Below are 22,310 nucleotides of genomic sequence, written 5' to 3' on the forward strand. Positions count from 1 at the left end.
GCGCCGCAGCGCCCAAAGCGGACGGCATGATCCAGGACCATGTTCTCTTCATCGACGGAGAGGCGATCATCATCGACAAGCCTGCCGGACTGCCGGTCGATCCGCCGCGCGACGGATCGATCAGCCTGGAGAATTATCTGGGCAATTTGACCTTCGGCTTCCAGCGCTGGCCGACACCGGTGCACCGGCTGGACCGCGACACCAGCGGCTGCCTGCTGCTTGCACGCAACCCCAAGGCGCATGCCCGCTTCCAGCAGGCATTCGAGGCGGGGGCGGTGACCAAGCGCTACCTCGCGGTGATCGACGGTGTGCCCGAGGAGCCGTCGGGCTTGATCGACTTGCCGCTGATCAAGGTTTCGAGCGCCGAGCGCGGCTGGCGGATGACCGGTGATCCGAAGGGAAAGGCGGCACGGACGCGCTGGCGCGTGCTGGACGCCAAGGACGGGCGGGCGTTCATCGCTTTCTATCCCGAGACCGGACGAACGCATCAAATCCGCGTCCATGCCGCCGAGGGGCTGGGCATCCCGATCACCGGTGATCCGGTCTATGGCGTCGCGGGCGGACGGACGATGATGCTCCATGCGGCGCAACTCACCGTGCCGCGGCCGGGCAAACCCGATGTCCATGCCGAGGCGCCGACGCCCGAGCGCTTCAAGGCGATGGGGTTCGGCGGGTTCGCGCAGGCCGATGACGCCGCCTGAATTCCCCGAAGCGGCGGTGGTCGAGGAGAAGTTCCTCGCCGCGTCAGGGCCGGGCGGGCAGAACGTCAACAAGGTCGCGACCGCGGTCCAGCTGCGCATCGACGTGTTCCGGCTGGGCCTGCCGCCCTGGGCTTATTCCAAGCTCAAGGAACTGGCGGGCAGCCGCATGACCGCGGGCGGCGAACTCGTCGTCACCGCGCGGAAGTTCCGTACGCAGGAGGCGAACCGGCAGGACGCGCGGGCGCGGATCGTGGAGCTGCTGGTCAAGGCACATGAGCGCGACGCACGGCGGATCAAGACCAAGCCGAGCAAGGCGGCCAAGGCACGCCGGGTGGACGAGAAGAAGGGCCGCGCGCAGATCAAGGCGGGGCGGGGCAAGGTGCGGGTCGAATGACCGGCCGGGTCGAGGCGGTGCTGGCGGCGCTGGAGGCCGAAAGCTCGGCCAGGACTCGCGACGAAATGGGACCGCGTTTCGGCATCGTCACGGCCGACCGGGTGCTGGGCGTGCCGATGGCGCGGATGCAGGCGATCGCAAAGCCGCTGGGCAAGGATCATGACCTTGCGGCGGAACTGTGGGCGACACGGGTCTATGAAGCGCGGATGGTCGCCTTCCTGATCGACGATCCGGCGTTGGTCACGCACGCGCAGATGGATGCGTGGCGCGCGGAGTTCGACAATTGGGCGGTGACCGACACCGCCTGTTTCAAGCTGTTCGACAAGGTCGATGGCGCGGCGGCGCTGGTCGAGCCGTGGACGCAGCTCAATGACGAGATGGGGCGGCGTGCGGGGTTTGCGTTGCTCGCCTGTCTGGCGCTGCACGGGCGTCCGGCGGACTATCTGCATGGGCTCGATCTGATCGAGGGCGCGGCAGGCGATGAACGCAACTTCGTCAAAAAGGGCGCCAACTGGGCGTTGCGAGCGATTGGGGGCAAGAAGGACCCGGCCTTGCGCGCGGCAGCACGTGAACTTGCGGCGAAGCTGGCGGCGTCGGACGACCGGACCGCGCGCTGGAACGGCAAGGACGCGCTGCGCGCCTTTGCCAAGGCGGATTTGAAGCGCGGCGCCTGACCCCTTGCGCACGGCGGCGCGGCAGGCCACCTGCGGCGCCATGTACAGCTTCGACATCGCGGCCGGATCCAAGGCCGAGCTTTATCGCGACCTGCTGGCCGCGCTCGACGCGCTGACCGCGGGGGAGGACGATGCGATCGCCAACATGGCGAACGCGGCGTCGCTGATCTGGCAGTATCTGCCCGACCTCAACTGGGCCGGCTTCTACCGCAATGTTGGCGGCGAGCTGGTGCTGGGCCCGTTCCAGGGCAAGGCGGCGTGCATCCGCATTCCGTTCGGCAAGGGCGTGTGCGGCGCGGCGGCGGCGAGCGGGGAGACCCAGCTGATCGAGGACGTCCATGCGTTTCCCGGCCATATCGCGTGCGACGCGGCGAGCAATGCCGAGCTGGTCGTTCCGATCGTGCACGACGGCAGGCTGATCGGGGTACTCGATCTCGACAGCCCGACTCGCGGGCGGTTCGACGCCGAGGATGCGGCGGGATGCGAGGCGCTGGTGACGCTGCTGGCGCCGCGGATCGCGGGTTAACGGCCGAATCGCCTGTTCCGGATTGGCACGGCTTTCGCGGTGCTCGATCGAATCATGGTTAAGTCATTGGCCCGATTTGGGACTTGCCGATCCGCGGCGTGACTTGGTGCGCCCGTAACGAAAGTGTTAAGAAACGGTGAAGATTCGCGTCTTCGCCTGAGCCTGGCGCGATTCCAAAAAGGAGTTGCCGCCCGATGCGTACCGCCACCCTGATCGTCGCAGCCGTCAGCGGCCTTGCGATTGCCGCACCCGCGGATGCGCAGCAGGCTCGGGGAGCCTCCTATCCCGCGCCCGCCGCAATCGTGCCGGCCGCGCCGGTTACGGTGGTGCCCACAACGGCGATGCCGGCCGCTCATGCGCCGCAACGTCCCAACTGGCGGCCGGGCACGCCCCGGCCGGGTGGCTGGCAGCCGGGGCGGCCGCATCGCCCCGGCAGCTGGACTCCGGGCACGCCGCGGCCGGGCAATTGGCAGCCGGCGCGCCCGGGGCGCTGGGGACAGCGGATCGACGGGCGCTGGTACGCCGGATGGCGCGCGCCGGGCGGCTGGGGCGCCTATCGCCGGCCGGTGCGCGGCTGGACGTTGCCGAGCTACTGGATTGGCGGTGGCTTCTGGATCAACGACTGGTCGAGCTGGGGGCTGAGCCGTCCGGCTTCGGGCTATGACTGGGTCCGCTATTATGACGATGCGGTGCTGATCGACCGCCGCGGCAAGGTGTGGGATTCGGTCAGCGGCCTCGACTGGGACCGCGACGGTCATGGCTACGACTATGATGACGATGACGGCTACTACGCCGATCGCGACCGCTATGACCGCGACTATGATGCGCTCGGCTATGATGAACGCGACTATGATCGCGATGTGCGCCGCGGCGACCGCTACGAATATCGCGGGGAACATGGCTATCGCGGCTATGCGCGGCGGCCGATGGTGTGCGTCGCGAACTGCTATGGTCAGAGCTACTACACGGCACCGGCGTCCACGACGGTGGTGATCCAGTCGGTACCGGTGGTGACCACCACGACCACCGTGACCGAGGAATATGTGACCTATGGCGCGCGCAAGGTCGTGCGCCGCGCCCCGACCAAGAAACTCTATCGCGCGCCGGTGAAGAGCAAGAACTGCTATTGCCGTTGAGGCGCTACCCGCCGTCGCCGTTCCATGGGGGGAGACGGCGGCGGCGGGCTCCCAGACACCCGTGCCAGATCAGCGCGGCGGGCGCGTGCCGAAGGTGACGATGCTCTCGCTGCCGTCGGCGGCGACCGACGCGACGCCGACGAAATGGTCGTCGACCGGAACGTCCTTCAGCACCGTCTCCGTCAGCCCGGCGACGCCGCGCACATCGGTCCAGTTCTGCGTGTCGTTGCGGCGCCAGTAGACGCGATAGCCTTTGGCGCCTGCGACCGGGTTCCACTTCACCTTGATGTCGTGCGACAGCGCGCCGTCGAGCACCACGCCTGACGGCGCGTCGGGGGCGTTGGCGAGGCGGCGGATCGTCGCGACGTTGAGCGCGGTCACCTTTGCCAGATAGGGGAAGTCCATCTTGTCGACCGTGTCGCCATAGACGCGGCCGTTCTCGGTGCGCAGATCCTGGTGCTGCTGGTCGTAATTCTCGGCGCCGACCGAGAAGCGGATTGCCGGGAAGCCAAGGCGCAGGAACGGCTCATGATCGCCGCCGCGGCCGAAGCGGTCGGGGCGGCGGACAATGAAGGCGTCGAGCGCGCCGCTATCCTTGTCGCGCATACCGTCGGCAACCTTGTCGATCGCCTTGGCGAGCGCGCGGCTGGGGCCGTCATCCTCGCCACCGTCACCGCGGCGGCGGAGCTGTTCCTCGATCGTCTCCGACGCGCGGATGCCTTCGGAGAAGACGCGGACGCGATCGGCGACGCGGACGCCATTCTGGCCCATCGTGTTGCCGACGATGTCGTTGTTGAGCACCGCGATCACGGTCCAGCCGCGTTCCCTGGCGGTTTCCGCGAGCAGGGTGCCGCCCATCAGGCCCTGTTCCTCACCCGACAGCGCGGCGTAGATGATCGTCGCCTTGTGCTTCTGTTTCGACAGGATGCGCGCGGCCTCGATTACCAGTGCGACGCCCGAGGCGTCGTCATTGGCGCCGGGGGCGTCGGCGGTAGCGTTCATCACGTCGCTGACGCGCGAATCGATATGGCCCTGCACGATCACGACGCGCTTGGGGTCTTCGCCGGCCTGGAAACCGAGGACGTTGACCACCTCGACCCCGTTGGGTGCGCGCGGGCCGGTGAAGGTGCGGGCGATGTTGGCGACCTCGATGCACTTGCATGCCTCGCCGATGCGGTTGAGCTCGTCCGCTGCCCATTTGCGCGCGGCGCCGATGCCGCGAACCGGATCGGTCGCCGACGAGAGGGTGTGGCGGGTGCCGAAGCTCACCAGCTTTTCGACATCGGCCTTGAGGCGTTCGGGGCTGGGAGAATCCTGTGCGGCGGCGGGGGCTGCGGCGAGCAGCGCGAGCATGGGAAGGGTTCGCATGGAGATCAGCTTAGCCGGTCGATTGCGTCGCGGTCGAGGCTTCCCGGGATCAGCATCAGCGGGACGGGAAGGGCGGCCATGTCGCTGCTGGTGAAATGGGTGACGAGCGCGCCCGGCTTGCCGCCCACGGCCGCGCCAAGGACGAGCGCGGCGATTTCCGGATTGGCGGCGATCAGTTCGCGGATCACCTTGGGGCCGTCGCCTTCGCGGACGGTGATGGTCGGCTTCAAGCCCGATTCCTGGATGAGCGTACCCGCGGCGCCGGCCACGAGCGCTTCGGCGCGCTGGCGCGCCTCTTCCTCGATCGTCGCCATCACGCCGCCCCACTGGACGAAGTCGGGCTTGGGAATCAGCGAGAGAATCTCGACTCCGCCGCCCGTCTTGACCGCGCGGCGTGCGGCGAAACGCAGGGCGATCTGCGCTTCGGGGCTTTCATCGATCACCACAAGATAGGTACGCATGAAACCATCCCCTCCCGTTTCCCCTTCGTGGTGACGCGGGAAGGGCCGGAGTGCAAGGGGTTGACGGGTGCGGGAGGCTTGACCCGCGCCGTTCATCGCGCAAGGGAGGGCCAAACCACCACCCTGCGACAGGATCCTCCCCACCCATGTCGATCGACATCAAGATGCCTGCCCTTTCCCCGACGATGGAAGAAGGCACCCTCGCCAAATGGCTGGTGAAGGAGGGCGATACCGTCAAGGCCGGCGACCTGATGGCCGAGATCGAGACCGACAAGGCGACGATGGAGTTCGAAGCGGTCGACGAGGGTGTGATCGCCAAGATCCTGATCGCCGAGGGCACTGACGGCGTGAAGGTCGGCACCGTGATCGCGGTGCTGGCGGGCGAGGGCGAGGACGTCTCCGCAGCCGCCGCAGCGCCCAAGGCAGAGGCGCCCAAGGCCGCCGAAGCCTCGAAGGAAGAACCCAAGGCTGCGGCGCCCGCTGCTCCGGTCGCGGCCCCTGTCGCCGCCCCGGCGGCGAGCGGCGATCGCGTCAAGGCCAGCCCGCTGGCGCGCCGCATCGCGGCCGAGAAGGGCGTGGACCTGGGCGGCGTGAGCGGCTCGGGCCCGAACGGCCGTATCGTCAAGGCGGATGTCGAGGGCGCGAAGCCTGGCGCAGCGCCTGCTGCGGCATCGGCGGCGGCTCCCGCGGCGGCGGCGGCGCCTGCTGCTGCGGCTCCGGCGGCTCCCGCTTCGGTGTGGTACGACGAGACCATTCCGCACGAAGAAGAGAAGCTCAGCAACATCCGCAAGACGATCGCGCGCCGCCTGACCGAGGCGAAGCAGACGATCCCGCACATCTACCTCACCGTCGACGTCCAGCTCGACGCGCTGCTCAAGCTGCGCGGCCAGCTCAACAAGAGCCTGGAAGGCCGGGGCGTGAAGCTGTCGGTCAACGACATGCTGATCAAGGCGCTGGCGGTTGCGCTGGCTCAGGTGCCCAAGTGCAACGTCACCTATGCGGGCGACAAGCTGGTCAAGTACAGCCGCTCGGACATCTCGGTGGCGGTGTCCACGCCGACCGGCCTGATCACCCCGATCATCCGCGATGCCGCGAATATCGGGCTGGCGTCGATCTCGACCCAGATGAAGGAGCTCGGCCAGCGCGCCAAGGAAGGCAAGTTGCAGCCGCACGAATATCAGGGCGGCACCGCCAGCATCTCCAACATGGGCATGTTCGGGATCAAGCAGTTCGATGCGGTGATCAACCCGCCCCAGGCAATGATCCTGGCGGTCGGCGCGGGCGAGAAGCGTCCGTACATCGTCGACGACGCGCTGGGCGTTGCGACCGTGATGTCGGCGACCGGCAGCTTCGATCACCGCGCAGTGGATGGGGCCGATGGCGCCGAGCTGATGAAGGTGTTCAAGGCGCTCGTCGAGTCGCCGATGGGCCTGCTGGCCTGAGGCCGCGATGCGCGTCCTGGTCGAAGCCCTGCACATCGCCGCCGGAATTGCGGTCGCGCTGGTGATCGCTGCGGTTTCGGCCTGGGCCTATCCGCTGGCCGCACGCGACGTGTGGCTGGTGACCGCCGTCGCGATCCTGTGCGTGATCGGCATGGGGGTCGGCCCGATGCGGCGGGCAATGGCGGCGGATCGCGCCAAGAGGAATGCAAGTGATGCCTGACCGGTCGCCGCCGGCTTTCGAGCCGACGATCCGCGTGACGACGATGCCTGCCGACGCCAACGCCTATGGCGATATCTTCGGCGGCTGGCTGATCGGACAGATGGATATGGCCGCCGGCCTTGTCGCCGCGCGCCGTGCTAAGGGCCGCGCCGTGACGGTGGCGATGGACGCGATGCAGTTCCACGCGCCTGTCTTCGTGGGCGACGAGGTGTCGGTCTATGCGGCGCTCACCAAGGTCGGCCGCAGCTCGATGAAGATCGACGTCGAGGCCTGGCGCCGCGGCCGCCATGGCGAGGAACGCGAGCTGGTGACCCAGGCCAATTTCACCTTCGTGGCGGTGGGCGAGGATCGCAAGCCGCGCCCGGTGGACGGCTGATGCAAGGCGCGTTCGCCGACCCTATCTATCCTTCAATCCTCACTCCCCAGGGGCTCTAGAGACAATGGCTGAATCCTATGACGTGATCGTGCTCGGTTCCGGACCCGGCGGCTATGTCGCCGCGATCCGCGCGAGCCAGCTCGGCCTCAAGACCGCGATCGTTGAGCGCGAGCTGCTGGGCGGGATCTGTCTGAACTGGGGCTGCATTCCGACCAAGGCGCTGCTGCGCTCGGCCGAGATCTTCCACTTCATGCAGCACGCCAAGGACTATGGCCTCGCCGCCGAGAAGATCACCGCGGACCTCGAAGCCGTGGTCAAGCGTTCGCGCGGCGTCGCCAAGCAGCTCAACCAGGGCGTCACGCACCTGATGAAGAAGAACAAGGTCGCGGTGCATTTCGGCACCGGCAAGCTGACCGGCAAGGGCAAGCTCAGCGTCACGGCCGAGGACGGCAAGGTGACCGAGCTGACCGCGAAGAACATCATCCTCGCGACCGGCGCGCGCGCGCGCGACCTGCCGGGGCTTCCTGCGGACGGCAACAAGGTGTGGACCTATCGCCACGCGATGACGCCTAAGGAGATGCCGAAGAAGCTGCTGGTCATCGGATCGGGCGCGATCGGCATCGAGTTCGCGAGCTTCTACAATGACATGGGCGCCGAAGTGACCGTGGTCGAGATGCTCGACCGCATCGTGCCGGTCGAGGATGCCGACATCTCCGCGCATTTGGAGAAGGCGCTGAAGAAGCAGGGCATGACGATCATGACCAGCGCCAAGATCGACAAGATCGCGGCCGACGCCAATGGCGTGAAGGCGACGATCACCGGCAAGGACGGCAAGGCGGTGAATGGCGAGTTCAGCCACGTTATCGTCGCGATCGGCATCGTCCCGAACACCGCCGATATCGGCCTCAAGGAACTGGGCGTCGATGTCGACGATCGCGGCTTCCTCAAGACCGACCCCGCCTGCAAGACCAACATCGACGGCCTCTACGCGATCGGCGACATCACCGCGCCGCCGTGGCTCGCGCACAAGGCGAGCCATGAGGGCGTGATCGCGGCCGAGGCGATTGCTGGCAAGCATCCGCACGCGATGGACCCGCGCAACATCCCGGGCTGCACCTATTGCCACCCGCAGATCGCCAGTGTCGGCCTGACCGAGGCGAAGGCGAAGGAAGCGGGCTATGAGGTCAAGGTCGGTAACTTCCCCTTCATCGGCAACGGCAAGGCGATCGCGCTCGGCGAGCCCGAGGGCTTTGTGAAGACGGTGTTCGACGCCAAGACCGGCGAGCTGCTCGGCGCTCACATGATCGGCGCGGAAGTGACCGAGATGATCCAGGGCTACACGATCGGCAAGACGCTCGAGACCACCGAGGCGGAACTGATGGAGACGGTGTTCCCGCATCCGACGATCAGCGAGACGATGCACGAGGCGGTGCTGGCCGCGTACGGGCGCCAGCTGCACATGTGAGGCGGCACCGGCCCGCTCCCCCACCCGGCCACCCAACGGCAGTATCATATGGGTGGCCGGGTGGGGGAGCGGGCCGGTGCCGCAATGCGCCGCAAGGCGCATCTCAAATCCCGTTCAGCCTTTCTTGGTGAAACCCTGCCATGCTGCCGCGCGATTTGCGGGAGCATGGCATGTCGGCAAAAGCGTTTCTGGGGATCGTGCCCGTCTTCTGGTTCGGCGGGCTGGCGATCTACCTCTATCGCGTGAACGCATCGATGGGCGGAGTGGCGTCGCAGCAGCTGATGCCGACGGTGATCGGGCTTGCCGCGATCAGCCTGCTGCTCAGCCTTCCGATCCTGTTCAAGCTGCTCGGGCTGGCGACGAAGCCCAAAGGCAAGAAGGCACCGGATCGCAGCGATACAGCATCCGGCGATTTCGACGCGGATGCAGCGATCTCCCGCTATCTCGAGAAGAAGGCTGCGGGCGAGGCGAATTTCTCTGTGCCCGACAGCGCTGCGCCGCGCCCCGTCTTCGGCCGCAAGGTCTGACGCTCAGTTCGCTTCAGCGAACGCCTGCATCAGCCTTGGATAGTCGGACGGCTCGGGGAAGCGCTCGAAGCTGTGGGCTGCACCGGTTTGTGCCCAGGGGAGTTTCTCGCTCGTATAGGTTTCGATGAACGGGACGAATCCGCTTGCGTCGTCGAGCATCGTCGCGCGCACGTTCACCGCGCCATATTCGGGCGGAAGGCGGGTGAAGAGCCAGCTCTTGCACCAGCCGCAATGGTGATGCCGTGCCTCGTCGCCATGCAGGCCGCCGATCACCGGTTCACCCTCGAGGATCTCGAGCGCATCGGCGGGCAGGGTGAGGGTGGTTGAAAAGGCGCTTGCGGTCATCTTCTGGCAGCCGCGGCAATGGCAGACGGCGGTGACGAAGGGCTCGGCGTTGATCCGGAACCGTATCTTGCCGCAGCGGCATCCGCCTTCCTGACCCGTCACCATCCTGTCCTCCGCTTTACAGTGTGGCGTTGTGCCGCCACCTTGCCGCCCATAACCGAAGGAGAGGGACAGCGGCATGGGTATTTCGATCCTGTGGCCCACATTCGCGCTCGTGGGCCTGATGTTCATCGTCTACACGATGATGTTCGTGAAGCGGTTCGGGCATATCCAAGCCAATCCGCCCAAGGCTGAGGATCTCGCAACCGGCGAGGCTGCGCTGCGCTATTTCGAGCCGGTCGAGATGCCCGCGAACAATTATCGCAACCTGTTCGAGATGCCGGGACTCTATTTCGCGCTGGTGCCGCTACTGCTCTTCACCAATCAGGACACCAAGGTGCAGGTGGCGCTGGCGTGGGTCTATGTGGCGCTTCGCTGTGCCCATAGCTTCGTCCATATCGGGCCGAAGAAGGTACCGGTGCGGGCGCTGCTCTTCTCACTCTCTGCGCTTGTCCTGCTGGCGATGTGGATCGGCTTTGCGATCGATATCGCGAGCGTGAAGCCGATGCCGGACGGGATATTGGAGAACCCGGTCAGGGTTTGAGCGTCGGGGCGAGATGCGGGACGACCACGAACAGGTGTGGCGGAATTTTCACGAGGCGGTGAACATGACCGCCGGCGAGATCGAGGAATGGCTGGAGACCGAGCAGAGCCGCAAGGTCGGCTTCACGCGGCCGGGCGAGAGCGAGAGCGTCGGTCGCGCTTCGGGCCGGCGGATCGTCGAGATCCTGCGCCGGAAGCAGGCTGAACTCGATGGCGCCGACTATGCGCATATGCGGAAAGTCGTGGGTTTCGTGCGGCGGCACCGCGGGCAGGGGCCGCACGATGAATTCCGGATTCCGGTCTCGCGATGGCGCTATTCGCTGATGAACTGGGGGCATGATCCGCTGAAATGATTGACCTTTGGCGCGGGCGCGGCGAGCGTCGGGAAAACGCCAAACGGGGATTCCATGAAGCGCCAGTTGATCTTCGCGGCTGCAGCCGCGCTCGCCGCCACGCCTGCCGGTGCCGAGACCGTCGTCGTCACCGCCGACCGCATGGTGGATGTCGTCGCCGGGACGGTGGTCGAGCATCCTGCCGTGTTCATCGAGGACGGGCGGATCAAGAACATTGCGGATGCGCGCACCGTGCGCTGGGGCAGCGACGTCCGGCATATCGACCTCAGCGGCAAGACGATCCTGCCCGGCCTGATCGACATGCATGTGCATCTCGACGCCAACCCGCTCTATGGTGGCTATACCGGGCTGCAGTTCACCGACAGCTTTTGGGCGATCCAGGGCGTCGCCAACGCACGCGCGATGCTCAAGGCCGGTTTCACGACGATCCGCAATGTCGGGTCCGAGAATTATGCCGATGTCGGCTACAAGCAGGCGATCGAGGAAGGGCTGATCGAAGGGCCGCGGATCGTGCCGGCGGCGCATGCACTTGGGGCGACCGGCGGGCATTGCGATCAGACCTATTTGCCGCCCTCGTTCAAGGCCAAGGGCGTGGCGGTGGGCGACGGGCCGCAGGAACTGCGGGTCAAGGTGCGCGAGCAGCGCAAATACGGTGCTGAGGTCATCAAGATCTGCGCGACCGGGGGCGTTTTCTCGCGCAACACCGAGCCGGGGCAGCAGCAGCTGTCCGAGGAAGAGATGCGCGCCATCGCCGACGAAGCGCATCAATGGGGGCTGCGGGTCGCCGCGCACGCGCATGGGGCGGCGGGGATCAAGGCGGCGATCCGCGCGGGGATCGACACGATCGAGCATGCCAGCCTGGTCGATGACGAGGGCATCAAGCTTGCTGCGGCGCGCAAGCAGCCGGTCTGGTTCTCGATGGATATCTTCAACACGGACTATACCCAGGCCGAGGGCAAGAAGAATGGCGTGCTCGAGGACAATCTGCGCAAGGACCGTGAGGTGGCGCAGATCCAGCGCGACAATTTCCGCAAGGCGCATGCCGCCGGGGTGAAGATGGTGTTCGGTACCGACGCCGGCGTGATGCCGCACGGTACCGCGGCCGGACAGTTCCGGGTGATGGTCGAATATGGGATGACGCCGCTCGAGGCGATCCGCGCGGCGACGGTCAACGCTGCGCAGGCGCTGGGGCGCGAGAAGGATGTCGGCGCGATTGCTGTCGGCCGCTATGGCGACATCGTCGCGGTTGAGGGCGATCCGCTCAAGGACGTGCGCGTGCTCACCGCGGTGAAGGCGGTGATCAAGGGCGGCAAACTGGTATCGGGCGACTAACCCGTCGCGGCTTCGACCGTCGTCGCGAGCGGTGCGCGCGGGGCGTCGCTGCCGATCAGCGGGGTGATCGTCACGGTGGTGGCGCCGATGCGGCGCATCCGGCCGTCGATATGGCCGCCATTCTCGATCGTGATATTCTCATACTCGACGTCGCCGGTGATGCGCGCGCTGCGCTCGACGGTGAGCTGGCGGACGCGGACCGCACCCTCGATCGCACCGGCAATGCGGGCGCTTTCGGCGGTGACGCCACCGACGATGTGGCTCTCGGCACCCTGGATCAGCGCGGCGCAGTCGACATCGCCCTCGATCCGGCCCTCGACATGCAATTCGGCGCTGGCGTTGATGTTGCCGGCGATCACGACATCGGCGCCGATCACGGAAAACATGCCACGCCGGCCATTGCCGTTGCCTCCGGTCGCCAGCGGCATCGCCGGCCGGTCATCACGCGTCTTGCTTCCGAACATCGATGTTACTCCCCCCGCGGCCGTGCGGGCCGCGCACTCACCATATCAAAGGACAGGGTGCCGTGCAGCCCGTATGCGGGCGGGATTCGATGCGATCCGTCGCGATTATCATTCGCGTGGGGGGTAATCAGTGGCTGCGCTGCGATCCATGTCGCCGCGATCATGCACAGCGCAGAGATCGCGATCGCCGGCACGCCGGATCCGGGGGCTGCGCTGATCGCGATGAAGAATCCAGCCTGAACCAGCCCCGCGACAAGAAGCGTGGAGCGGTTCGGGCGGATGGCGGCGCAGGCAAGAGTGAGGGTCGCGGCGAGAATGAATGCGTCCGGCCGCATGCCGGGCAGCAGGCCCGCGGTCAGAAGCGCCGAAAGGCCCGCCATGCCGATCATGCCGGCGCGGTCCATAGGCACGACCTGCATTCGGGCGGCGAAAGCGGCGATGGCGCCGAGCGCGGCGGCAAGGGCGAGACCAAGAAGCTGGAGCAGGTGATCGGGCATGGTCGCGGCAGCGAGCGACCAGATGGCGGGTGCACCCGCTGTGCTCAGATCGAGTCCCGCGGGCCGCCATCCGGCGATCAGCCAGGGGAGTGTCGCCGCCAGCCATATGGACGGCGCGGCGAGCCAGGCGCGAATGCCGGCCCGGTGCCGGATGGCGATGGCGACGAAGAAGGGGGCGAGGAGCAACGCATGGCCGCCGAACGCGATGGCGATGCCGAACCAGAGGCTCATGACGAGATGTTGCCGGCCGATTGCGGCGGCGACGGCCATGATACAGGCGGCGGTGGCCGCGGCGGCGCTCCATCCCGAGAGCAGAGCCGTGAGCGCGGCGAAGGGGATAGCGGCCATGGCCAGCCCTGTCATGGGCGTGGGCATTGCTGGGCGGAGCGGCAGCGGCGGCATGATCTGCCAGTGAAGGACGGGCCTGAAAATCGGGTTAAGGATCGCCGGCGGATTGCCCGGGAGCAGGTCAATGCGCGGCGCGCTGAACCGCCTTCTGCGCTGCCATTGACCGGCCAGGGCCGCGAGCGTATAGGCCGCGCGTTCCGCACCGGGGCAGAGAGTCGATTCTGTCGGCTTTTCGCCGTTCCGGGTGGGGCAGAGCTGAACGGTGTCGGAGACTTGGGGCCAGGGGGTACGCCCGCCAGGCCCTTTTGTATTGCACAACCAGGGCTCCCGCACAGTAACCGCCGGGCAACCGGTAACGAAAAAGGTGAAGGGCTTCATGCCGACGATCAACCAGCTGGTCCGCAAGGGCCGCGAACCGCAGAAGACCAAGAGCAAGGTCCCTGCGATGGAGCAGAACCCGCAGAAGCGCGGCGTTTGCACCCGTGTGTACACCACGACCCCGAAGAAGCCGAACTCGGCGCTTCGCAAGGTGGCCAAGGTCCGTCTGACCAACAGCCGCGAAGTCATCTCGTACATCCCCGGCGAGGGCCACAACCTGCAGGAGCACTCGGTGGTCCTGATCCGTGGCGGCCGTGTGCGCGATCTTCCCGGTGTGCGCTATCACGTCCTGCGCGGCGTTCTCGATACCCAGGGTGTCAAGGACCGCAAGCAGAGCCGTTCGAAGTACGGCGCGAAGCGTCCGAAGTAAGCCAAAGTAAGCCCCGGACGTGTTCCGGAACCGGCTGAAGTTTTAGAAGGAAATTCAAGATGGCACGTCGTCGTCGTCCCGAGAAGCGGGAAATCCTGCCCGATCCCGTCTATGGTGATCAGGTTCTGTCGAAGTTCATGAACAGCGTGATGCTGGACGGCAAGAAGTCCGTCGCTGAAGGCATCGTCTATTCGGCACTCGAGGTTGTCGAGCAGCGCGCGAAGAAGGATCCGATCGGAGTCTTCCACGAAGCGCTCAACAACATCAAGCCGGGCATCGAGGTCCGCAGCCGCCGCGTCGGCGGTGCGACCTATCAGGTTCCGGTCGAAGTCCGTCCCGAGCGTGCTCAGGCGCTCGCGATCCGCTGGCTGATCACTTCGGCCCGCAATCGCAGCGAGAACACCATGTCGGGCCGCCTGTCGGGCGAGCTGCTGGACGCTTCGAACAACCGTGGCAACGCGGTCAAGAAGCGCGAAGACACGCACCGCATGGCGGAAGCGAACCGCGCGTTCAGCCACTATCGCTGGTAAGCCTGGACCATCGGCGAAAGCCGATGATCTGGCACTGGTAATTTTCGCACCTATATTCCGGGGAGCCGTCGCAAGCGGCTCCCCACATCGCTAAGGAACCCCGATCATGGCCCGCAGCCATCCGCTCGAGCGTTATCGCAATATTGGCATCATGGCGCACATCGACGCCGGCAAGACGACGACGACCGAGCGCATCCTCTATTACACCGGCAAGTCCTACAAGATCGGCGAAGTGCACGAAGGCACTGCGACGATGGACTGGATGGAGCAGGAGCAGGAGCGCGGGATCACGATCACGTCCGCGGCGACCACGTGCAAGTGGCGCGCCGAAGAGGGCAAGGGTGAAGAGCACCTGATCAACATCATCGACACGCCGGGCCACGTCGACTTCACGATTGAAGTCGAGCGTTCGCTGCGCGTGCTCGACGGCGCGGTCACCTGCTTCGACGGCGTTGCCGGCGTCGAGCCGCAGTCGGAGACCGTGTGGCGTCAGGCCGACAAGTATCGCGTGCCGCGCCTCTGCTACGTCAACAAGCTGGACCGTACCGGTGCGAGCTTCGAGCGTTGCGTCAACATGATCAAGGATCGTCTGGGCGCGCGTACCGCCGTGCTGTATCTGCCGATCGGCATCGAGAGCCAGTTCGTCGGCCTTGTCGACCTGGTCGAGAACCGCGCGATCGTGTGGCTCGACGAGTCGCTGGGCGCGAAGTTCGAATATCGCGAGATTCCGGACGAGCTGAAGGCTGCGGCTGCGGCTGCCCGCGGCGAGCTGATCGAAATCGCCGTCGAGCAGGACGACGCGGCGATGGACGCGTACCTCGAGGGTAACGAGCCCGACATCGCCACGCTGAAGGCGCTGATCCGCAAGGGCACGCTGGCGTTCGATTTCGTGCCGGTGCTGTGCGGCTCGTCGTTCAAGAACAAGGGCGTGCAGCCCCTGCTGGACGCGGTCGTCGACTATCTGCCGAGCCCGCTCGACATTCCCGACGTTCAGGGCGTGAAGCTCGACGGCGAGACCCCGGACTCGCGTCCGCCCGCCGACGATGCCCCGATGTCGCTGCTGGCGTTCAAGATCATGAACGACCCGTTCGTCGGCTCGCTCACCTTCGCCCGCATCTATTCGGGTACGCTGTCGAAGGGCAGCTACCTGAACTCGGTGAAGGACAAGAAGGAAAAGATCGGCCGTATGCTCCTCATGCACGCGAACTCGCGTGAGGACATCGATGAGGCGCGTGCGGGCGACATCGTCGCGATCGCGGGTCTCAAGGAGACCACGACCGGCGACACGCTGTGCGACAGCGCGCACCCGATCATCCTCGAGCGGATGGAATTCCCCGAGCCGGTGATCGAGCTGTCGGTGGAGCCGAAGACCAAGGCCGACCAGGAGAAGATGGGCATCGCCCTCAACCGCCTGGCCGCCGAGGATCCTTCGTTCCGCGTTTCGACCGATCATGAGTCGGGCCAGACGATCATCAAGGGCATGGGTGAACTTCACCTGGAAATCCTGGTCGATCGCATGAAGCGCGAGTTCAAGGTCGAGGCGAATGTCGGCGCACCGCAGGTGGCGTATCGCGAGTATCTCGCGAAGCCGGTGGACATCGACTACACCCACAAGAAGCAGTCGGGCGGCACTGGCCAGTTCGGCCGCGTCAAGGTCAAGCTGACCCCGGGTGAGCGCGGTTCGGGCTTCGTCTTCAAGGACGAGATCAAGGGCGGTAACATTCCGAAGGAATATATCCCCGCGATCGAAAAGGGCTTCCGCGAGACCGCGCTGACCGGTTCGCTGGTTGGCTTCCCGATCATCGACTTCGAAGTGCTGCTGTATGACGGCGCGTACCATGACGTCGACTCGTCGGCGCTCGCCTTCGAAATCACCGCCCGCGCCGCAATGCGCGAAGCGGCGCAGAAGTCCGGCATCAAGCTGCTCGAGCCGATCATGAAGGTCGAGGTCGTGACCCCCGAGGACTATCTCGGTGACGTGATCGGCGACATCAACAGCCGCCGTGGCCAGATCCAGGGTACCGACAGCCGCGGCAACGCGCAGACGGTTGAGGCGATGGTCCCGCTGGCCAACATGTTCGGTTACGTGAACCAGCTCCGCTCGTTCACCCAGGGACGCGCGCAGTACAGCATGCAGTTCTCGCACTATGACGAAGTGCCGCCGAACGTGGCTGACGAAGTGAAGGCCAAGCTGGCCTAAGGCTGGCGTTACGTGAATTGAACCGCTATGGGGCCGCGTTCTCGCGAGTCCCGTAGCGGTCCGGGAAAATTGAATCAGAAGGTAGGAAACAATGGCGAAGGCAAAGTTTGAGCGGACTAAACCGCACCTCAACATCGGCACCATCGGTCACGTCGATCACGGCAAGACCTCGCTGACGGCCGCGATCACCAAGATTCTGGCAGAGAACGTCGCGGGCAACGCGGCTGTCGACTTCGCCAACATCGACAAGGCTCCGGAAGAGCGTGAGCGCGGCATCACCATCTCGACCGCGCACGTCGAGTATGAGACCGATTCGCGTCACTATGCGCACGTCGACTGCCCCGGCCACGCCGACTATGTGAAGAACATGATCACCGGCGCGGCGCAGATGGACGGCGCGATCCTGGTCGTGTCGGCCACCGACGGCCCGATGCCGCAGACCAAGGAGCACATCCTGCTCGCCAAGCAGGTCGGCGTGCCGACCATGGTGGTCTTCCTCAACAAGGTCGATCTGGTCGACGACGAGGAAATCCTCGAGCTGGTCGAGATGGAAATCCGCGAAGAGCTGTCGCGTCGTGAGTTCGACGGCGACAACATTCCGATCATCCGTGGTTCGGCGACCGCCGCTCTGTCGGGTTCGGACGACAAGCTCGGCAAGGATGCGATCCTCGCGCTCATGGCCGCTGTCGACGAGTCGATCCCGCAGCCGGAGCGTCCGCTCGACAAGCCGTTCATGATGCCGATCGAAGACGTGTTCTCGATCTCGGGTCGCGGCACCGTCGTGACCGGCCGCGTCGAGACCGGCGTGGTGAAGGTTGGTGAGGAAGTCGAGATCGTCGGCATCCATCCGGAAGTCCGCAAGACCACCGTCACGGGCGTCGAAATGTTCCGCAAGCTGCTCGACCAGGGCCAGGCCGGCGACAACATCGGCGCGCTGATCCGCGGCGTTGGCCGTGAAGAAGTTGAGCGTGGCCAGGTGCTCGCGAAGCCGGGTTCGATCACCCCGCACACCGACTTCCAGTCGAGCGTGTACGTCCTGTCGAAGGACGAGGGTGGCCGTCACACGCCGTTCTTCGCCAACTATCGTCCGCAGTTCTACTTCCGTACCACGGACGTGACCGGCACGATCGAGCTGCCTTCGGGCACCGAGATGGTGATGCCGGGCGACGAAGTCGCTCTCGGCATCAAGCTGATCGCGCCGATCGCTATGGACGTGGGCCAGCGCTTCACGATCCGCGAAGGCGGCCGCACCGTCGGTGCAGGCGTCGTCAGCAGCATCGACAAGTAATCGACGCCCGCAAGGGCTGAGAACGAAGAGCCCGGCTTCCCTTGGGGAGGCCGGGCTTTTTGTTTGTGACGGGCAAAGGGGTTGGCGGGGGAGAAAGATGAGCGAGCCTGAAGACGATGGCAGCGACCTTCTAAGCGGCCAGCCGCGCTGGGTCCGAATCGCGCTGATCGCATCGGCCATGGTCGTGCCGCTGTGCTTTATCGGCTTGTTTCTCTTCCAGACGATCGCCGCTTCCAGCGAAGCGGGGTGGGCGGGTTTCCGGGGCGGGGCCTTGCGCATTCCGGTTCCCCTCGAGCAGATCCGGCCGGTTCTGATCGTTTCCGGCATCCTGTTTCTGGCGATGTTGGTGGTGCTGTTTGCGCGCGGACTCCGTATGGCTTGGCGTGCGCCGGACCCTTCCGCTTCGGCCGCAGGCGCTGGGTTGGAATTGGGGGAGCGCGTTGTGTGGGCCGCGCGGCCGGGCTGGCGGACCTTGACGGGGTCACGAGCGCCTTTGCTGTCGCTGACGGTGCTGGCTCCGGTCCTGATCGCCTGGTGGCTCTGGAGAATCCTGACCGGGGTCGGCGTCTGGCCTCGGGCCTTCTGGGCGTTGCTGCTGATCGGTCTGCTCTTCGGGTCGATCGTCCCGGCGATCCTCGTTGCCCGCAAGGTTCTGAGCAGCTGGGTTTTCGACTCGCTTGGAACGGTGGCCGTCACCGACAGGCGTATCGTGTGGCTCTCGCCCATGCGCGGCGTGGCGTATCGCGAGATCGCGGGGGACAGCATCATCGGCGCGGCGCTGGTCGATCAGGACGGGCAACGCGGTTGGGTTTCCGTGACCCGGCAGGTGGGCCCCGATGTCGAGGAGCATGACCTGTTCGGGCTGCCCGATCCCGAACGGGCTGTGGCGGCGATCGAGGCACTTTCGCTCGCGCAGGCGCGCGAGCTGCGTTTTCCGGCGACAGGCGGTGATCTGGGGGCTTGATATCCTGGGCGTGTGCCGGTAAGGGGCCGCCTTCAGTTTGAGTTCAACCAGCAAGAACCCCGGCAACGGGGTCCGCTCTTTCACATCGGTAGGGACATGGACAACAACATCCGCATCCGCCTGAAGGCGTTCGATCACCGCGTGCTCGACCAGGCGACCGGCGACATCGCCGACACTGCGCGCCGCACCGGCGCTCTCATCCGTGGCCCCATTCCGCTTCCGACCAAGATCGAGAAGTTCACGGTCAACCGTGGCCCCCACATCGACAAGAAGAGCCGCGAGCAGTTCGAAGTGCGCACCTACAAGCGCATGCTCGACATCGTGCAGCCGACCCCGCAGACGGTCGACGCGCTGATGAAGCTCGACCTCGCCGCCGGCGTCGACGTCGAAATCAAGCTGGCCTGAGCCAGTTGACGCAGCCCCGATCCTCGATCGGGGCTGTTTCCGTTCCGCATTCGCCGAAAAGGCTGGGTGAGGGGTGGACAGGGAAGTGAAGCTGACGTAAAGGCGCCGCTTCCCATACGAGATTCGCGATTCCATCGGGGTCGCGCGGGCAGGCCGGATCGATCCCGATCCGAAGTTCCAGCCAGAGCGAAACGCTCAAACGACATAGGGATACCGCCGGACTTCGGTCCGGGTCTGCGTCCCCCGTCTTTCCTGCTTTCGGGCGGGAATTCAGCCCGGACGGGGGCTCGCATCGCATCTACGGGCTGAGGCACGCACCCTTCGGAATGGTCCGTGGGGTGCCTCTGTTATGGAGTGTACTGATCATGCGCACTGGCGTGATCGCGAAGAAGTTGGGGATGACCCGCCTGTTTCAGGACGACGGCCGCCACGTGCCGGTTACCGTTCTGAGCCTCGAAGGCGTTCAGGTCGTCGCTCGTCGCGAAATGGATAAGGACGGCTACACCGCCGTTCAGCTTGGCGCTGGCAGCGCCAAGGCGAAGAATGTCGCCAAGCCGCAGCGCGGCCAGTTCGGCAAGGCCGAAGTGGAGCCTAAGGCGATCCTCGCGGAGTTCCGCGTGGATGCGGACGGTCTGCTTGACGTGGGTGCCGAGATTTCGGCCGACCACTATGTCGCAGGCCAGTTCGTCGACATTCAGGGTCGTACGCAGGGCAAGGGCTTTGCGGGCGGCATGAAGCGTTGGGGTTTCGGCGGTATGCGTGCGACCCACGGCGTTTCGATCTCGCACCGTGCGCTGGGTTCGACGGGTAACCGTCAGGATCCGGGCCGCGTCTTCAAGAACAAGAAGATGGCCGGCCACATGGGCGACAAGAACCGCACCCAGCAGAACCTCGAGATCGTCGGCACCGACGTCGAGCGCGGCCTGATCTTCGTCAAGGGCTCGGTCCCTGGCTCGAAGGGTGGCTGGCTGTTCGTCAAGGACTCGGTGAAGGTCGCGCGTCACGCCGACGCGCCGTTCCCGGCCAGCATCAAGCAGGCTGCCAACAGCAACAACGACGCCCCCGCGGATACCCCGGCCGATACGGTCGAGGCTCCCGAGGCGACCGACGGCCAGGAGGGCTGAACGTGAAGGTCAAGGTACAGACCCTCGACGCCAAGGCATCGGGCGACATCGATCTGAATGACGACGTGTTCGGCCTCGAGCCGCGCGCCGACATCCTGCATCGCGTCGTCACCTGGCAGCTGTGGAACCGCCGTGAGACGGCTCGTCCGACGCGTGAGCGTTCGGAAGTGTCGCGCACCGGCAAGAAGTTCGGTCGCCAGAAGGGCGGCGGTACGGCTCGTCACGGCGACCGTGCGGCCCCGATCTTCATCGGCGGCGGTAAGGCGCACGGCGCGCGCAAGCGGGACTTCAACATCTCGCTGAACAAGAAGATTCGCGCGCTCGGCCTGAAGATGGCGCTTTCGAGCCATGCCAAGGCGGGTTCGCTGATCGTCCTCGACGGTTTCGAAGCGAGCAAGACTTCGGCGCTCAAGGATCAGTTCGCTGGTCTGAAGGTCGGTAAGACCGCGCTCGTGATCGACGGTGAGGCCGGCAACGGCTTCCTGGCCGCACGCAACCTGGTGGGCGTCGACGTCCTCCCGGCGGCGGGTGCCAACGTCTATGACATCCTGAAGCACGACACGCTGGTCCTGACCCGCGCTGCCGTCGAGAAGCTGGAGGCTCGCTTCAATGGCTAAGCAGGGCAAGCAGGTGGACATCCGTCATTACGACGTGATCGTTGCGCCGCACATCACCGAGAAGTCCACGCTCGTCTCCGAGGCGAACGCGGTGGTCTTCAAGGTCGCCAACGACGCGACCAAGCCGCAGATCAAGGCGGCGGTCGAGGCGATCTTCGGCGTCGGTGTCACCGCGGTGAACACGATCGTCCAGAAGGGCAAGACGAAGCGCTGGAAGGGCAAGCCCTACACGCGCAGCGACATCAAGAAGGCGATCGTCACCCTCAAGGATGGTGACTCGATCGACGTGACGCAGGGGGTCAACTGAGATGGCTCTTAAGAATTACAACCCGACTTCGCCGGCGCGGCGTGGCCTGATCCTGGTAGACCGTTCGGGTCTGCACAAGGGCGGCCCCGTCAAGGCGCTGACCGAAGGCAAGCGCAAGACCGGCGGCCGCAACAACAAGGGCCACGTGACTTCGCGCGGCATCGCGGGCGGCCACAAGCAGCGTTATCGTATCATCGATTTCAAGCGCCGCCTGTGGGACGTCGACGGCACCGTGGAGCGGATCGAATATGATCCCAACCGCACCGCCTTCATCGCGCTGATCAACTATGGCGCGGACGAGAACGGCAAGGATCGTCTGGCTTACATCATCGCTCCCCAGCGCCTCGGCGTTGGCGACAAGGTGATCGCGGCCAAGAAGACCGACGTGAAGCCCGGCAATGCGATGGAAATCGGCCAGGCTCCGGTCGGCACGATCGTCCACAACGTCGAGATGAAGCCCGGCAAGGGTGGTCAGATCGCACGTTCGGCAGGCACCTATGTGCAGGTCGTTGGTCGTGACCGTGGTATGGTGATCGTTCGCCTCAACTCGGGCGAGCAGCGCTACATCCGCGGCGAGTGCATGTGCACCGTTGGCGCCGTGTCGAACCCCGACAACGGCAACACCAACCTCGCCAAGGCTGGCCGCAACCGCTGGAAGGGCATCCGCCCGCTGACCCGCGGCGTCGCCAAGAACCCGGTCGACCACCCGCACGGCGGTGGTGAAGGCCGGACCTCTGGCGGCCGTCATCCGGTCACTCCGTGGGGCAAGCCGACCAAGGGTGCGCGCACTCGTCACAACAAGGCGACGGATAAGTTCATCATCCGCAGCCGCCACGCGAAGAAGAAGGGCTAAACG

The 22,310-nt window shown here is 65.7% G+C and carries 28 protein-coding genes; 23 read left to right on the plus strand and 5 right to left on the minus strand.

The genetic code is table 11. The features are described from left to right. Positions 1-26 precede the first annotated feature (26 nt). From AC07TU_RS07820 to AC07TU_RS07840, 5 genes are all read left to right on the plus strand, one after another. Positions 27-701, plus strand: a complete 675-nt coding sequence (locus AC07TU_RS07820) for an RluA family pseudouridine synthase (RefSeq protein ID WP_495187354.1) — start codon at positions 27-29, stop codon at positions 699-701. Beyond that, on the plus strand, positions 688-1,095 hold the full coding sequence (arfB, locus tag AC07TU_RS07825) for an alternative ribosome rescue aminoacyl-tRNA hydrolase ArfB (RefSeq protein ID WP_495187355.1): 408 nt from the start codon (positions 688-690) through the stop codon (positions 1,093-1,095). Before AC07TU_RS07820 ends, arfB begins: the two co-directional genes overlap by 14 nt. Continuing rightward, positions 1,092-1,769 (plus strand): DNA alkylation repair protein, encoded by a 678-nt coding sequence (locus tag AC07TU_RS07830; protein ID WP_495187356.1) that lies wholly within the window; start codon positions 1,092-1,094, stop codon positions 1,767-1,769. The genes arfB and AC07TU_RS07830 overlap by 4 nt, the downstream gene beginning before the upstream one ends. 40 nt (positions 1,770-1,809) lie before the next feature. Continuing rightward, on the plus strand, positions 1,810-2,295 hold the full coding sequence (locus AC07TU_RS07835) for a GAF domain-containing protein (RefSeq protein ID WP_495187357.1): 486 nt from the start codon (positions 1,810-1,812) through the stop codon (positions 2,293-2,295). Positions 2,296-2,489: 194 nt separating this feature from the next. After that, complete coding sequence (locus AC07TU_RS07840; RefSeq protein ID WP_495187358.1) at positions 2,490-3,431, plus strand: RcnB family protein; 942 nt, start codon at positions 2,490-2,492, stop codon at positions 3,429-3,431. A 69-nt stretch (positions 3,432-3,500) separates the two neighbouring features. On the opposite strand, the gene AC07TU_RS07845 is transcribed toward AC07TU_RS07840, so the two are convergent. Further along, positions 3,501-4,799, minus strand: a complete 1,299-nt coding sequence (locus tag AC07TU_RS07845; protein WP_495187359.1) for a M20/M25/M40 family metallo-hydrolase — start codon at positions 4,797-4,799, stop codon at positions 3,501-3,503. Between the two features lie 5 nt (positions 4,800-4,804). Beyond that, positions 4,805-5,260, minus strand: a complete 456-nt coding sequence (locus AC07TU_RS07850; RefSeq protein WP_495187360.1) for a universal stress protein — start codon at positions 5,258-5,260, stop codon at positions 4,805-4,807. Between the two features lie 146 nt (positions 5,261-5,406). Between AC07TU_RS07850 and AC07TU_RS07855 the strand changes: the two genes are divergently transcribed. The 5 genes from AC07TU_RS07855 (at position 5,407) to AC07TU_RS07875 (ending at position 9,290) form a co-directional block, all read left to right on the plus strand. Next, positions 5,407-6,702 (plus strand): pyruvate dehydrogenase complex dihydrolipoamide acetyltransferase, encoded by a 1,296-nt coding sequence (locus tag AC07TU_RS07855; RefSeq protein ID WP_495187361.1) that lies wholly within the window; start codon positions 5,407-5,409, stop codon positions 6,700-6,702. Positions 6,703-6,709: 7 nt separating this feature from the next. Next, complete coding sequence (locus tag AC07TU_RS07860) at positions 6,710-6,922, plus strand: hypothetical protein (RefSeq protein ID WP_495187362.1); 213 nt, start codon at positions 6,710-6,712, stop codon at positions 6,920-6,922. Further along, positions 6,906-7,298, plus strand: a complete 393-nt coding sequence (locus AC07TU_RS07865; protein ID WP_371836681.1) for an acyl-CoA thioesterase — start codon at positions 6,906-6,908, stop codon at positions 7,296-7,298. The genes AC07TU_RS07860 and AC07TU_RS07865 overlap by 17 nt, the downstream gene beginning before the upstream one ends. A 64-nt stretch (positions 7,299-7,362) precedes the next feature. Further along, positions 7,363-8,763: a dihydrolipoyl dehydrogenase gene (lpdA, locus tag AC07TU_RS07870; protein ID WP_495187363.1), complete on the plus strand. Its 1,401-nt coding sequence runs from the start codon at positions 7,363-7,365 to the stop codon at positions 8,761-8,763. 170 nt (positions 8,764-8,933) lie between these two features. Beyond that, complete coding sequence (locus AC07TU_RS07875) at positions 8,934-9,290, plus strand: hypothetical protein (RefSeq protein WP_495187364.1); 357 nt, start codon at positions 8,934-8,936, stop codon at positions 9,288-9,290. A gap of 3 nt (positions 9,291-9,293) precedes the next feature. Here AC07TU_RS07875 and AC07TU_RS07880 read toward each other — a convergent pair whose 3' ends face one another. Next, positions 9,294-9,740 carry a GFA family protein gene (locus AC07TU_RS07880; RefSeq protein WP_495187365.1) on the minus strand — a complete coding sequence of 149 codons (447 nt, stop codon included), beginning with the start codon at positions 9,738-9,740 and terminating at the stop codon, positions 9,294-9,296. Between the two features lie 73 nt (positions 9,741-9,813). Between AC07TU_RS07880 and AC07TU_RS07885 the strand changes: the two genes are divergently transcribed. Genes AC07TU_RS07885 through AC07TU_RS07895 form a run of 3 tightly spaced genes read left to right on the plus strand, consistent with a single transcriptional unit; the run spans position 9,814 to position 11,962 of the window. Further along, the gene (locus tag AC07TU_RS07885; RefSeq protein WP_495187366.1) at positions 9,814-10,278 is read left to right on the plus strand and encodes an MAPEG family protein; all 465 of its coding nucleotides are present in this window, start codon (positions 9,814-9,816) and stop codon (positions 10,276-10,278) included. A 13-nt stretch (positions 10,279-10,291) separates the two neighbouring features. Next, complete coding sequence (locus AC07TU_RS07890) at positions 10,292-10,630, plus strand: DUF3140 domain-containing protein (RefSeq protein WP_495187367.1); 339 nt, start codon at positions 10,292-10,294, stop codon at positions 10,628-10,630. A 54-nt stretch (positions 10,631-10,684) separates the two neighbouring features. Next, on the plus strand, positions 10,685-11,962 hold the full coding sequence (locus AC07TU_RS07895) for a Xaa-Pro dipeptidase (RefSeq protein WP_495187368.1): 1,278 nt from the start codon (positions 10,685-10,687) through the stop codon (positions 11,960-11,962). Here AC07TU_RS07895 and AC07TU_RS07900 read toward each other — a convergent pair. Beyond that, the gene (locus AC07TU_RS07900) at positions 11,959-12,426 is read right to left on the minus strand and encodes a bactofilin family protein (RefSeq protein WP_495187369.1); all 468 of its coding nucleotides are present in this window, start codon (positions 12,424-12,426) and stop codon (positions 11,959-11,961) included. The genes AC07TU_RS07895 and AC07TU_RS07900 overlap by 4 nt on opposite strands. Before the next feature lie 5 nt (positions 12,427-12,431). After that, positions 12,432-13,649 carry a hypothetical protein gene (locus AC07TU_RS07905; protein ID WP_495187370.1) on the minus strand — a complete coding sequence of 406 codons (1,218 nt, stop codon included), beginning with the start codon at positions 13,647-13,649 and terminating at the stop codon, positions 12,432-12,434. Here AC07TU_RS07905 and rpsL point away from each other — a divergent pair. The 10 genes from rpsL (at position 13,648) to rplB (ending at position 22,307) form a co-directional block, all read left to right on the plus strand. After that, positions 13,648-14,019 carry a 30S ribosomal protein S12 gene (rpsL, locus tag AC07TU_RS07910; RefSeq protein ID WP_346248215.1) on the plus strand — a complete coding sequence of 124 codons (372 nt, stop codon included), beginning with the start codon at positions 13,648-13,650 and terminating at the stop codon, positions 14,017-14,019. The genes AC07TU_RS07905 and rpsL overlap by 2 nt on opposite strands. A 59-nt stretch (positions 14,020-14,078) precedes the next feature. Next, positions 14,079-14,549, plus strand: coding sequence for a 30S ribosomal protein S7 (gene rpsG / locus AC07TU_RS07915; protein WP_488277729.1), 471 nt, complete (start codon positions 14,079-14,081; stop codon positions 14,547-14,549). 106 nt (positions 14,550-14,655) lie between these two features. Next, positions 14,656-16,749 carry an elongation factor G gene (gene fusA, locus AC07TU_RS07920; protein WP_495187371.1) on the plus strand — a complete coding sequence of 698 codons (2,094 nt, stop codon included), beginning with the start codon at positions 14,656-14,658 and terminating at the stop codon, positions 16,747-16,749. Positions 16,750-16,840: 91 nt separating this feature from the next. After that, positions 16,841-18,037: an elongation factor Tu gene (gene tuf, locus AC07TU_RS07925; RefSeq protein WP_495187372.1), complete on the plus strand. Its 1,197-nt coding sequence runs from the start codon at positions 16,841-16,843 to the stop codon at positions 18,035-18,037. A 97-nt stretch (positions 18,038-18,134) separates the two neighbouring features. Then, positions 18,135-19,001, plus strand: coding sequence for a hypothetical protein (locus AC07TU_RS07930; RefSeq protein ID WP_495187373.1), 867 nt, complete (start codon positions 18,135-18,137; stop codon positions 18,999-19,001). Between the two features lie 96 nt (positions 19,002-19,097). Continuing rightward, entirely contained in the window at positions 19,098-19,406 is a 309-nt protein-coding gene (gene rpsJ, locus AC07TU_RS07935; RefSeq protein WP_066574470.1) for a 30S ribosomal protein S10, read from the plus strand. Positions 19,407-19,771: 365 nt separating this feature from the next. Next, complete coding sequence (gene rplC, locus AC07TU_RS07940) at positions 19,772-20,530, plus strand: 50S ribosomal protein L3 (RefSeq protein WP_495161818.1); 759 nt, start codon at positions 19,772-19,774, stop codon at positions 20,528-20,530. Between the two features lie 2 nt (positions 20,531-20,532). Further along, positions 20,533-21,147 (plus strand): 50S ribosomal protein L4, encoded by a 615-nt coding sequence (gene rplD / locus AC07TU_RS07945; protein ID WP_495187374.1) that lies wholly within the window; start codon positions 20,533-20,535, stop codon positions 21,145-21,147. Next, positions 21,140-21,454, plus strand: a complete 315-nt coding sequence (locus tag AC07TU_RS07950; RefSeq protein ID WP_066574460.1) for a 50S ribosomal protein L23 — start codon at positions 21,140-21,142, stop codon at positions 21,452-21,454. Before rplD ends, AC07TU_RS07950 begins: the two co-directional genes overlap by 8 nt. Before the next feature lies 1 nt (position 21,455). Beyond that, positions 21,456-22,307 carry a 50S ribosomal protein L2 gene (gene rplB / locus AC07TU_RS07955; RefSeq protein ID WP_066574454.1) on the plus strand — a complete coding sequence of 284 codons (852 nt, stop codon included), beginning with the start codon at positions 21,456-21,458 and terminating at the stop codon, positions 22,305-22,307. Positions 22,308-22,310: the final 3 nt, after the last annotated feature.

It is taken from the genome of Sphingomonas sp. GW821-FHT03E12 (assembly GCF_059420685.1).

What these genes read in the sequence shown, in the direction of transcription:
- AC07TU_RS07820 (WP_495187354.1), top strand. Translation starts at nt 27, where the DNA reads ATGATCCAGGACCATGTTCTCTTCATCGACGGAGAGGCGATCATCATC.
- arfB (WP_495187355.1), top strand. Translation starts at nt 688, where the DNA reads ATGACGCCGCCTGAATTCCCCGAAGCGGCGGTGGTCGAGGAGAAGTTC.
- AC07TU_RS07830 (WP_495187356.1), top strand. Translation starts at nt 1,092, where the DNA reads ATGACCGGCCGGGTCGAGGCGGTGCTGGCGGCGCTGGAGGCCGAAAGC.
- AC07TU_RS07835 (WP_495187357.1), top strand. Translation starts at nt 1,810, where the DNA reads ATGTACAGCTTCGACATCGCGGCCGGATCCAAGGCCGAGCTTTATCGC.
- AC07TU_RS07840 (WP_495187358.1), top strand. Translation starts at nt 2,490, where the DNA reads ATGCGTACCGCCACCCTGATCGTCGCAGCCGTCAGCGGCCTTGCGATT.
- AC07TU_RS07845 (WP_495187359.1), bottom strand. Translation starts at nt 4,799, where the DNA reads ATGCGAACCCTTCCCATGCTCGCGCTGCTCGCCGCAGCCCCCGCCGCC.
- AC07TU_RS07850 (WP_495187360.1), bottom strand. Translation starts at nt 5,260, where the DNA reads ATGCGTACCTATCTTGTGGTGATCGATGAAAGCCCCGAAGCGCAGATC.
- AC07TU_RS07855 (WP_495187361.1), top strand. Translation starts at nt 5,407, where the DNA reads ATGTCGATCGACATCAAGATGCCTGCCCTTTCCCCGACGATGGAAGAA.
- AC07TU_RS07860 (WP_495187362.1), top strand. Translation starts at nt 6,710, where the DNA reads ATGCGCGTCCTGGTCGAAGCCCTGCACATCGCCGCCGGAATTGCGGTC.
- AC07TU_RS07865 (WP_371836681.1), top strand. Translation starts at nt 6,906, where the DNA reads ATGCAAGTGATGCCTGACCGGTCGCCGCCGGCTTTCGAGCCGACGATC.
- lpdA (WP_495187363.1), top strand. Translation starts at nt 7,363, where the DNA reads ATGGCTGAATCCTATGACGTGATCGTGCTCGGTTCCGGACCCGGCGGC.
- AC07TU_RS07875 (WP_495187364.1), top strand. Translation starts at nt 8,934, where the DNA reads ATGTCGGCAAAAGCGTTTCTGGGGATCGTGCCCGTCTTCTGGTTCGGC.
- AC07TU_RS07880 (WP_495187365.1), bottom strand. Translation starts at nt 9,740, where the DNA reads ATGGTGACGGGTCAGGAAGGCGGATGCCGCTGCGGCAAGATACGGTTC.
- AC07TU_RS07885 (WP_495187366.1), top strand. Translation starts at nt 9,814, where the DNA reads ATGGGTATTTCGATCCTGTGGCCCACATTCGCGCTCGTGGGCCTGATG.
- AC07TU_RS07890 (WP_495187367.1), top strand. Translation starts at nt 10,292, where the DNA reads ATGCGGGACGACCACGAACAGGTGTGGCGGAATTTTCACGAGGCGGTG.
- AC07TU_RS07895 (WP_495187368.1), top strand. Translation starts at nt 10,685, where the DNA reads ATGAAGCGCCAGTTGATCTTCGCGGCTGCAGCCGCGCTCGCCGCCACG.
- AC07TU_RS07900 (WP_495187369.1), bottom strand. Translation starts at nt 12,426, where the DNA reads ATGTTCGGAAGCAAGACGCGTGATGACCGGCCGGCGATGCCGCTGGCG.
- rpsL (WP_346248215.1), top strand. Translation starts at nt 13,648, where the DNA reads ATGCCGACGATCAACCAGCTGGTCCGCAAGGGCCGCGAACCGCAGAAG.
- AC07TU_RS07905 (WP_495187370.1), bottom strand. Translation starts at nt 13,649, where the DNA reads ATGAAGCCCTTCACCTTTTTCGTTACCGGTTGCCCGGCGGTTACTGTG.
- rpsG (WP_488277729.1), top strand. Translation starts at nt 14,079, where the DNA reads ATGGCACGTCGTCGTCGTCCCGAGAAGCGGGAAATCCTGCCCGATCCC.
- fusA (WP_495187371.1), top strand. Translation starts at nt 14,656, where the DNA reads ATGGCCCGCAGCCATCCGCTCGAGCGTTATCGCAATATTGGCATCATG.
- tuf (WP_495187372.1), top strand. Translation starts at nt 16,841, where the DNA reads ATGGCGAAGGCAAAGTTTGAGCGGACTAAACCGCACCTCAACATCGGC.
- AC07TU_RS07930 (WP_495187373.1), top strand. Translation starts at nt 18,135, where the DNA reads ATGAGCGAGCCTGAAGACGATGGCAGCGACCTTCTAAGCGGCCAGCCG.
- rpsJ (WP_066574470.1), top strand. Translation starts at nt 19,098, where the DNA reads ATGGACAACAACATCCGCATCCGCCTGAAGGCGTTCGATCACCGCGTG.
- rplC (WP_495161818.1), top strand. Translation starts at nt 19,772, where the DNA reads ATGCGCACTGGCGTGATCGCGAAGAAGTTGGGGATGACCCGCCTGTTT.
- AC07TU_RS07950 (WP_066574460.1), top strand. Translation starts at nt 21,140, where the DNA reads ATGGCTAAGCAGGGCAAGCAGGTGGACATCCGTCATTACGACGTGATC.
- rplB (WP_066574454.1), top strand. Translation starts at nt 21,456, where the DNA reads ATGGCTCTTAAGAATTACAACCCGACTTCGCCGGCGCGGCGTGGCCTG.